This is a genomic window from Rhodopirellula halodulae (assembly GCF_020966775.1).
Lineage (GTDB): Bacteria > Planctomycetota > Planctomycetia > Pirellulales > Pirellulaceae > Rhodopirellula > Rhodopirellula halodulae.
Genome location: NZ_JAJKFV010000011.1, coordinates 289,503 through 299,012, shown reverse-complemented (window position 1 = coordinate 299,012; position 9,510 = coordinate 289,503). Strand labels below are relative to the sequence as shown.

Here is a 9,510-nt window from a genome sequence, read left to right as displayed (position 1 = left end):
CAGTAGGCAGTAGGCAGTAGGCAGTAGGCAGTAGGCAGTAGGCAGTAGGCAGTAGGCAGTAGGCAGTAGGCAGTAGGCAGTAGGCAGTAGGCAGTAGGCAGTAGCTCGTTGCTCGTTGCTCGTTGCTCGTTGCTCGTTGCTCGTTGCTCGTTGCTCGTTGCTCGTTGCTCGTTGCTCGTTGCTCGTTGCTCGTTGCTCGTTGCTCGTTGCTCAACAATGGATAATGCTATGACACAAAAAGTTTTTATCGCTGGCCACCGGGGCATGGTGGGCTCGGCTCTGATCCGACAACTCAATGACATGGACGACGTGGAGTTGGTTGTCCGTGATCGCAGTGAGTTGGATCTGACCGATCAGGCCACGGTGCAAGCGTTCTTTCGCGACGAGTCGATCGACGCGGTGATCTTTGCCGCGGCGAAGGTGGGGGGCATTCATGCCAACAATACCTACCCAGCGGACTTTGCCTATCAGAACGTGATGATGGCCAGCAACTCGATTCATGGGGCTTACCTGGCGGGTGTGCCTCGGTTCCTCTTTCTGGGCAGCACCTGCATCTACCCTCGCATGGCGCCGCAGCCGATCCCGGAATCGAGCTTGCTGACCAGTCCTTTGGAGCAAACCAACGAGGCGTACGCGTTGGCCAAGATCATGGGATTGAAGCTGTGCCAGTACTACCGCCAACAGCACGGGGTGATGTACCACAGCGCGATGCCGACGAACCTGTACGGTCCCGGTGACAACTACCATCCGGAAAACTCGCACGTGATCCCTGGGCTGATCCATCGCTTCCATCAGGCCAAGCAAGCGAATGCTGAATCGGTGACGGTGTGGGGAACCGGGGATCCACGCCGGGAATTTCTGCACGTCGATGACCTGGCCGCGGCGCTGGTGCACCTGCTCGGTCTGTCCGATCCTCCGGACTGGGTGAACGTGGGCACGGGCGAGGACATTCGCATCGGCGACTTGGCGAAACTCATCGCCGAAGTGGTGGGCTATGAGGGCGAAATCGTGCAGGACACGAGCAAGCCCGATGGGACGCCACTGAAACGAACGGATATCTTTCGGATCGCGGAAACCGGTTGGCAACCGACGATTGATTTGAAGGAGGGCTTGGTGGAGACCTACCAAGATTTCCTCGGGGCGCTCGATGGCCAGGTGCTTCGCACGGTTTGATTGGGGGACTGCCCGTAGCCGGATTCGCCAAAAATTCGGATCGGTGAGTCGGTCCCCGGTTTGTTGATTTAGCTGGTAGGTTGGTCACTCTTGGCCGACATCGAATCCGACGGGCAAGAATGCCCATCCACCATGCGTCGGGATGGATGTAGCTGGATTCGCCAAGAATTCAGAGCGGTCCCTCGCTCACGCGTCGGGTTGTGATGTGGTAACCGACTTCGCCCCAACCCAGGGCAGCCCAATGCCAGCCCAGGGCAACGCCCTGGGTTGTGGCGGGACCAAGATGACTATCTTAGAGCTGCCCCGTTGGGGCGTAGGAAAGAACAGAAACCAACAGCCTGGCCGACGTCTTGGTAGCCGGATTCGCGAAGAATTCGGAGTGGTCGCCTCGCTCACGCGTCGGGTTGTGATGTGGTAGCTGGATTCGCCGAGAATTCGGATGTGTGAGTCGCTGACGCGTCGGGTTGGGATGTAGTAGCCGGATTCGCGAAGAATTCAGAGTGGGTCCCTCGCTCACGCGTCGGGTTGGGATGGGGGACGGATGAGGTTGGTCAGGAGTTGGGAACGAATGGGATGTTGAATCGGATGGAAACGCTTTGAAGATATTGTTGCATGGTCTGAACTTTTCGCCCGAGGAAATTGGGATTGGGAAGTACTCGGGGGAGATGGTCGCGGAGCTTGCTGCTGCCGGACACGAGGTCGTGGTCGTGACCACGCCGCCGTATTACCCGCGCTGGAAAATCGGCGACGGGTATTCGGGGATGGCCTACCGGCGCGAAGAGCTGCGAGCTGCGAGTTGCGAGCAGCTAGATGAAGAGAAGCTAGTGGCTAGCGGCGATCCGCTAGTTGAAGGGAATGCTGTCGATCCACCGTCTAGCCACTCGCAACTAGCCACTCGTAACTTAGATCTCGCATCTCGCAACTCGCGACTCGCCACTGGTCGTCCCACGACCGTCATTCGCTGTCCGCTGTGGGTGCCTGGAAAGGTCACGGGGCTGAAACGCGTGATTCATCTGGCCTCGTTTGGTCTGTCGAGCATCCCGGTGGTGCTTTGGAAAGCGATCTCGTTCCGGCCGGATGTGGTTTTGACGGTCGAGCCCGCTGCGATGTGCATGCCGACAACCTGGATCGCATCGCGATTGTGTGGGGCAAAGTGTTGGTTGCACGTCCAGGACTTTGAGGTCGACGCGGCCTTCGAGCTGGGCATCCTCAAACAGCCGATTCTGAAACGAATGGTGCTGAGTGTCGAGGCGTTTTTGATGCGTCGCTTTGATCGGGTCAGCAGTATCTCACCCAACATGCTTTTGAAGTTAGTCCAGAAAGGCGTGGATGAGAAACGAGTCGTCTCATTTCCGAACTGGGTCGACTGCGATGCGATGAAACCATTGCTCTGGCCCGGTGAAGTGTTGGAGGGGAAAGGAAGTGCCTTGCGAGAGAAGCAGGTTGTGACGGACGGGAGCGTGTCCGAGCGATCGGCTCGAGAGCGGATGGATGCGCTGCGTTCTGAATTTCAGATCCCAGCAGAAAAGGTGGTGGCGCTTTACGCCGGGAACATTGGCTCCAAGCAAGGATTGGAATTGATCGTCGAAGCGGCAAAGAACGCGGCGAACTCTTCATTGCACTATGTGATTTGTGGAACGGGGGCGTCGTATGATTGCCTGGCCGAGGCTTGTCAACCGCTGACTAACGTGCAGATGCTTCCGGTGCAACCGTTTGAGAAGTTCAACGATTTGATGAATTGCGCGGACATCCATCTGTTGCCACAAAAAGCCGGAGCGGCTGATTTGGTAATGCCTTCCAAGCTGACTGGGATGCTGGCGACCGGCCGCCCGGTCGTCGCTTGCGCGAGTCGAGGGACTCAAATTGCCGATGTCACGAGTGGACGCGGCATGGTGGTGGCACCGGACGACGCCGTGGCGTTTCAATTGGCCATCGAAAAATTGGCGGAGGATCCGGCATTGCGGGTAACGCTCGGAAAGGCGGCGCGCGAGTATGCGGTCGAGCACCTGAGCCAAGAATCGATCTTGGGGCAGTTCATGGAGGACTTGGCTGATTTGCGTGATGAAAGTTGCGTGGCTACGGAGCGGATGGAGCCCGTGGGCACATGATCCTGTTACGGAGTTTCTGGGATCGCTACAGTCGGTGCGTAGCCAATCAATGTGACGTGGATGGAAGGCTACAGGCCGAGTTGACAAGAACGGTGGAATTTCTCGGGGCAAGCAGTGCGCGGCGAAACCGATGCGAGATTGTGGGAAGGACTTTGCGGGTTTCTGCGTCTGAATGCGATAAGGTCCTGCTCATTTTGCCTGGCCAAGGAAAGAGTCTCACGTTGAGATGCATTGGCCGTTGAACCAAAAATTGCGTTTGTCGATGGCGGCAGCGACTGCGGTCTTGGGTTTACTTGTGTCGCTCTACGCGATTTGGAAGCCATCGACGACGGCCGGAGATTTGTTCTTTTTGCCTCAGGCGTGGGTTGAGTGGTTGGACTCACATGGTGATTTCCGGACCTTTGTGATGTCGGCGTTGGTGGCAGTCGTTCCGTCTGTGTGGCTGGGAACCTACCAGCTAGATCTTGTTCGAGGGCGTTGGCTATTGTGTGTAGGGCTGTTGCTGTCTGCGATGGAAGTCGGGCAGATCTGGATCCCCAGCCGTGGTTTCGGGATCCCCGATTTGATGTTCACACTCGCTGGGGTCGCCGCGGTCGAGCTTGCAATTCGGACCGTGCGTTGGTGCATGGAGGTCGTGGTGAAGGCAGCCGGTGGGTGGGACGTATCTAGGCGTTGAGTCACCGTCGATTGCCGAGACGTTTGGGTGTCGAGAGAACCAATTTGCTGGCCTCAGAACATGGCGATTGCTATTCACTTGAGGTGAAAGCACGTCGGTAGGCGGGTTTTGATTTGGTCAGCAATGAATTGAACGAGGGATCGGAAATATGAAGAAGACGCTGACATTGATATGCGGAATTGCGGTTGCTGCGGAGTTTGGCTACCTGTTGCTGAAGGACCATCCCCATTGGCCGGAGATTGTTTGGACACCTGGATTGTGGATTCCGCCGTCCTCTCCCGATGAAGGTTCCTTCAAGCGGCCGATGGCGGAGGATTCGACCACGAGCTTCCGTGCCATGGAGGCGAGTGGCAACGAGGATTCATCCGTCTCACCAGGCGGTTTGACATCCGATCCAACGGATCAAAACGCCGAGTCGGCGAAAGTCGAATCCATTGAAGAGACGGATTCTTCCTGGGCGGACAAATTGTTTGAGCCCGATCGACCGTCGGAAGAAGGCTCGGTTGATTCAGCAGCGAAAACGTCAGATCGGTCTCTGACCACTGCCAACACTGATCTGTTGGCTCGATCGATGGTTCAAGTGCGTCGCGAAAGCGATGAAATCGCCATTGGTCAAACCGGTCGACGCCAAAACGATGGTTGGACCGGGGCTGGTGTGATCGTGAAGGTTGATTCAGAAGGTTTTTGGGTTTTGACTGCTCAGCATGTGGTGGCGCGGCCCGTGTCGCTGGAAATCGAGCTGCTGGAGGACAACGGTGGCGGAGGAGGTGGTCCTTTGGCAATGGAGTCGCATTCGCTGCAGGCGGTGGAGCTAGTTGGCAAGGACCAAGATCGCGATTTGGCCCTGCTACGAGTCGAGTGGCCATTGGCAATGACGAGAGGTATCCAGGCCGTTGATTGGGCGGGCGGGGGGCACGTGTCCAGTGGTGAGGAAGTGCTGGTTTGTGAATTTACTGGTGAAAATAGGTGGGAATGGGACCGTGCGACGTTGGTGGAACGCAAAACGGCAAAGCGAGAACACGGAGGAGTGCCGATTGAATACTTGGTGCTCAGCAACCCATCGAAACCGGGGATGTCAGGTGGCGGTGCTTTCACAGCCAGCGGCAAACTATGCGGGATCATCAGCGGTAATGGTGCGGGACAGATGCATTGCATTGCCGTCACTGAAATCGACCGATTCATGGCAACAGTTTCAGTTGAAGAACGCTGAAATGATGGGCCAAAGCAATCGGAGGTGTTACGGTCGGTCCGATCCAATGGTGAGACCTGCGGACCAGCTGACTGCCAGTAAGCAACAAAGAAGTCGATGATGTCGTGACGGTTTGCAAATCTCGGTGTTTGGCGTGGACACTTCAGAAAATCAGTCTTGTAACAAAGGGGTTTCGCATCCCCCGCCTGGAAACTCGTTTCTCGCCAATCGTTGCGTGAAACGAAGTTCAGAAAGTCGTTCTTCGCGGGGGCAGTCCAGTTCCTGGTTGCGGTGTTTCACGACTCACTGGACCCGCGAAATGCGGCGGAACCCACCACTGCGAGATAGTGATGGTTGTTTCGCGCTGCTTGCGGTTTGGCATTCTGCGTCAAGTCTTCATTAATTGCCCATTTGTCCTATTTCGACCATTGCAGCGGTTGTGAGCTGTGTCTAGTATTTGGCGTGTGTGCTATCCCTCCACGGGGTGGACCGCGTGCCTGTTTCCTATTTGATGTTTGTACACCTTTGAGAGTGAACTCGATGATGATGACTCGATTCGCCGGCATTTCGGGATACGGAGTGATTGCGGCCGCGTTGGCGGTTGTGATCGGTCAGGTGTCTGACGTTAGCGCGGCTACCATTTCACAAATTCCACCGGGATTCAACGCTTCTGCGGTAGAGATCTACTTAGGGAACCCCGCTGCTCAGTCCCAATTCGATGCCGACCCCGATGTTGGTGTGGGAGATGTGTCGAATTTTGCGACGATCTACGACAATTTCACCTTCGGCTCCAACCTGAACGTCACCAACTTCTCTTGGATTGGCATCTATGCTGACGATCCGCTCGGGGCCGGCTCCACGGGGGCAGATTCCTTCACTGTGAGTATCTTTTCAGATGTCGCTGGTGAACCCGGGGGTGCATTGGGAACGTTCAATGTCGGACTTGCCAACGAAACGGCCATCGACTCAACCATCTATTCTTACTCGGCGGACATTTCGCCGTTCGCCGTCAACGGTGGGCAACAGTATTGGTTCTCCGTCGTTGCGAATATGAATGCGGACGTTCCGGTTTCTCCTGGCGATCCAGCTGAGAATCAGTGGGGCGTTGCGTTCAGTGACCTTGGTGACGATCTGTCTTTCCAGGATTTCCAGACGGGGCCTGGGGCTGCCGGGATTGAGCGTTTCAATGATTCAGTGGACTATGCATTTTCGGTAACCGCCGTTCCGGAGCCCGCAACTTGTTTGGCGTTGTCAGTTCTGAGCGGTGGTGCGATAGTTCGACGACATGTTCGTCGTCGGAAGAACAAATCGAAGATGAACGCCTGATGAGGCGCAGGCGTCCATGATCATCGGACGGAATGCTCGAACTTCCGGTTCATCTTGGAGGTGTGGGCAAATTTTCGCAGGACCGTGTTGGTGAATGCCGACAAATAGGGTACACTTGAATAGCTTTCTGAGGTAGGTAGGGATCTTCAAATGAGTCAAATGCATAAAACAATTGCCGCAACTGTTCTGGGTAGCGTTCTCGTTGTGAGTGCCGTGTTGTCGGTCCGTCAACCGGTCGTCGTGGGCAGCGAGTTGCCTTCGGTGCAATCAGACGCGGCGGTGACCGAAGGTGAAACAATCGAAGATTGGGAATTCACTGCTCGACGAGGATCCCGTTGTCGATTTGTCGGCGCGAATCGTTTCGTGGGTAACTGAGCGTTCACAAGACGATCGTTGCACGCCGCTTGTGAGTGTCAGTGCTAGGTCACAGTTCTTCAATTTGAGTCCTCGGTAAGCGACCGATTGGTCTGAAAACGTCTGCTTCTTCAAGGGCGACCGCATTATCATGTGGTCGCCCTTTTTTTGTTCTCACTGATAGTTCTTATGAAATCATCTCGGCTGAACGATCGTTCGGTTGCGCTCAGATGTCAGCGTGTGAGTGAATGGTCTTTGTATGGTTGCGTGCTACTGTCGCCATGGCTTTTTGGATGCGTAGGGGCAACTGGTGAGTTTTTCTTGACCATGGCGATATCGATCGCCCTCTTTGCGTACACCGTTGGTTGCTTCGTCGAAGGGCTCCCACGCTGGACAGGACGACGAGCATCGGTGGTGATTTTGTTGGGATTGCTGGGGATCAGCGCCGTAGCCTGGATTCATCAGATCACATTCGGGAGCGACGTAGTTGGCGTCCTTGCACCCGGGGTAAAAAAGTGGGCATCGTGGGCGGGCGAGACTGAGCCCGGCAGTTGGCTCGACCGATGGAGCAGTGGTGAACGTTTGGCATTGCATGCGGTTGGCAGTTATCAGGCGGCAGTCCGATTGCTGTTATTAGCTGGCGTCTTTGTCGTCGTGCAGAACTTTCGATCGCCGCGTGCCTGTCTGTATCGATTGAGCGTCATTGGTGCGATGACCGGCACCGGTTTGGCTTTGTTTGGTTTAGCTCAACATTTTGGTTCACATGATGGGTTGGTTTATTGGACCTACGACATCGAGGGAGGTCTCGGGTTTGGTCCGTTCATCAATCGAAATCACTACCCATTCTTTCTGAATTTGTGTTTCGGTTTGACGGTCGGGTTATTGATCGAACGATTGTCGGTCATGGGGCGTCATTGGTATCGACTGTTGTTGACCGATCCGACCGTTGGTTGGTTGTTGGTCGCCATTAGCTTCATGTTGGCAAGTTTGATTGCATGCGGGTCGCGGGGCGGTGTTCTATCGCTGGTGTTGGCCATGTCATCGGTTTTGTTGCTGAGGTTGCGAGCCAGCAATGCGGGACGTGGTGCGATGATGATGGGATTGGTTGCCGTGCCCGCCACGCTGATTCTGGTATGGGTCGGATTCGACTTCCAGGAATCGCGTCTTCAAATGCTCAAGGAAGCCGATCGCTATGCTAGCGACGGTCGCTGGAAATTATGGGCGGCTGCCCTGAAGAGCGTTCCGGATTTTCCCTGGTTTGGTTCGGGGGGGGAAACCTATCGCTATTGGGACGATATTTACCAAAGCGGTGACCCGGCCTGGAACAATTGGAAGCTCCAGTCACTACGTGCTGACAATGAGTTCTTGGATGTGTTGTGCGAATACGGTGTGTTTGGATTGGCTTCGCTGATCGCACTCGTTGGCGGAACCGTTTGGACGTGCTTTGCCAAATGTCGACGTAGTGGCTTGGCGGCAGGTGCGGCCATCGGTTTGCTTGCGATCGTTGGGCACAGCATAGCTGACTTTGGCCTGCGGATTCCTGCGACGGGTGTTCTAGCGACGCTCATCTTGGCTCTGTTGAGCTCGGTCCATACGTCATCGCGTGTTGCATCAGCCGGGCGATCTCGTTCAGGCAACGATGTTGCTTCGGCTAAATTTGGTAGATGGGGAGCGAGTGCAGTAGTGGGGGCTACAGTGGCGTTTGTCGCCTTCGTTGCGATTCGTGCACGCAGTGACTCTTTCTACGCAAATCGTCATCGTGATCAGGCTTATGTTGCGCTCGCTCTCGAACGAAACGAGAACGCCTATCAGGAGATAAAACAGGCTGTACTTGCCAATCCGATGGATATTCAAATGCGATCGGAGTCAGTTCGCGTGGTGGAGTATCTGATGGCGATTGAATCAAACGAATCATTGGAAAACCGTGAGCGTCGAAGAACGTCGATTGTCCAGGATAGCTTGGCGATGCTGCATCTGTGTCCTTTGGCTTGGCAGCCTTACGCGTGGCTGGCGAAATACGGCCAAGAAGCCGAGATTGGCTTCACGAGCGATCAAACTTTCGATTCTGATGACTGGAAAACAAGGTACCTGCTGCGGGCAAGAGACCTGCATCCTAGCGAACCGGAACTCGCTTACATCACAGGGAACCGCCTGCATTCGGAAAAGGGACTAGCCGCCGCTCTACCGCATTGGCGCGATTCTCTAGCCGTTTCGACTCATCGAATGGATGAGATTTTTTCGAAAGTCGAGGGGAATCTGACTTCATCAGAATTAGAGCAATCTTTGCTGCCGAGGGATCCGGTGGTCATCTTTGAGGCTGCGCGTAGGCAGCGGGCACCCGAAAAAAAAGAGGTATTGTACGCAGCGGCACTGGAGCTCCTTGAGTTTCCAGAGCGATCGTCACGGCAATTGACATTTGGCGAGCGGGAGAGCTGGCGAGCGAAAGTTCTCGCTGCGCAGGGGAAGCTTGAGAAGGCGTTGCGAGCTCTGGAACGAGCATTGAATGAATTTCCCGAAAATATTGAGATGCGTTTGCGCCGAGTCCATCTGCTGATGGAACTTGGGGAACTTGACCGTGCGACAAGTGAGGTTCGAGTCCTTTTGACGCTTGCGCCCGATCACTCGCAGGTAAAACGTTTGCAGGGTGATTTAGCGGAACGGAAGGCTCGTGAGCTGGAGTGAGT

Annotated in this window: 6 protein-coding genes; all 6 read left to right on the top strand. The window is 55.3% G+C overall.

The genetic code is table 11. The annotated features are described in order from the left end of the window. Window positions 1-228: 228 nt before the first annotated feature. Window positions 229-1,173, top strand: coding sequence for a GDP-L-fucose synthase family protein (locus tag LOC70_RS09690; protein ID WP_230253406.1), 945 nt, complete (start codon window positions 229-231; stop codon window positions 1,171-1,173). A gap of 596 nt (window positions 1,174-1,769) precedes the next feature. After that, window positions 1,770-3,281: a glycosyltransferase WbuB gene (locus LOC70_RS09685; protein WP_315857231.1), complete on the top strand. Its 1,512-nt coding sequence runs from the start codon at window positions 1,770-1,772 to the stop codon at window positions 3,279-3,281. Window positions 3,282-3,507: 226 nt separating this feature from the next. After that, window positions 3,508-3,957 carry a hypothetical protein gene (locus LOC70_RS09680; protein ID WP_230253405.1) on the top strand — a complete coding sequence of 150 codons (450 nt, stop codon included), beginning with the start codon at window positions 3,508-3,510 and terminating at the stop codon, window positions 3,955-3,957. 148 nt (window positions 3,958-4,105) lie between these two features. Continuing rightward, complete coding sequence (locus LOC70_RS09675; RefSeq protein WP_230253404.1) at window positions 4,106-5,167, top strand: S1 family peptidase; 1,062 nt, start codon at window positions 4,106-4,108, stop codon at window positions 5,165-5,167. 333 nt (window positions 5,168-5,500) lie between these two features. Beyond that, window positions 5,501-6,472, top strand: coding sequence for a PEP-CTERM sorting domain-containing protein (locus LOC70_RS09670; protein WP_230253403.1), 972 nt, complete (start codon window positions 5,501-5,503; stop codon window positions 6,470-6,472). A gap of 681 nt (window positions 6,473-7,153) precedes the next feature. Continuing rightward, entirely contained in the window at window positions 7,154-9,508 is a 2,355-nt protein-coding gene (locus LOC70_RS09665; protein WP_230253402.1) for an O-antigen ligase family protein, read from the top strand. Window positions 9,509-9,510: the final 2 nt, after the last annotated feature.

What these genes read in the sequence shown, in the direction of transcription:
- LOC70_RS09690 (WP_230253406.1), top strand. Translation starts at nt 229, where the DNA reads ATGACACAAAAAGTTTTTATCGCTGGCCACCGGGGCATGGTGGGCTCG.
- LOC70_RS09680 (WP_230253405.1), top strand. Translation starts at nt 3,508, where the DNA reads ATGCATTGGCCGTTGAACCAAAAATTGCGTTTGTCGATGGCGGCAGCG.
- LOC70_RS09675 (WP_230253404.1), top strand. Translation starts at nt 4,106, where the DNA reads ATGAAGAAGACGCTGACATTGATATGCGGAATTGCGGTTGCTGCGGAG.
- LOC70_RS09665 (WP_230253402.1), top strand. Translation starts at nt 7,154, where the DNA reads ATGGCGATATCGATCGCCCTCTTTGCGTACACCGTTGGTTGCTTCGTC.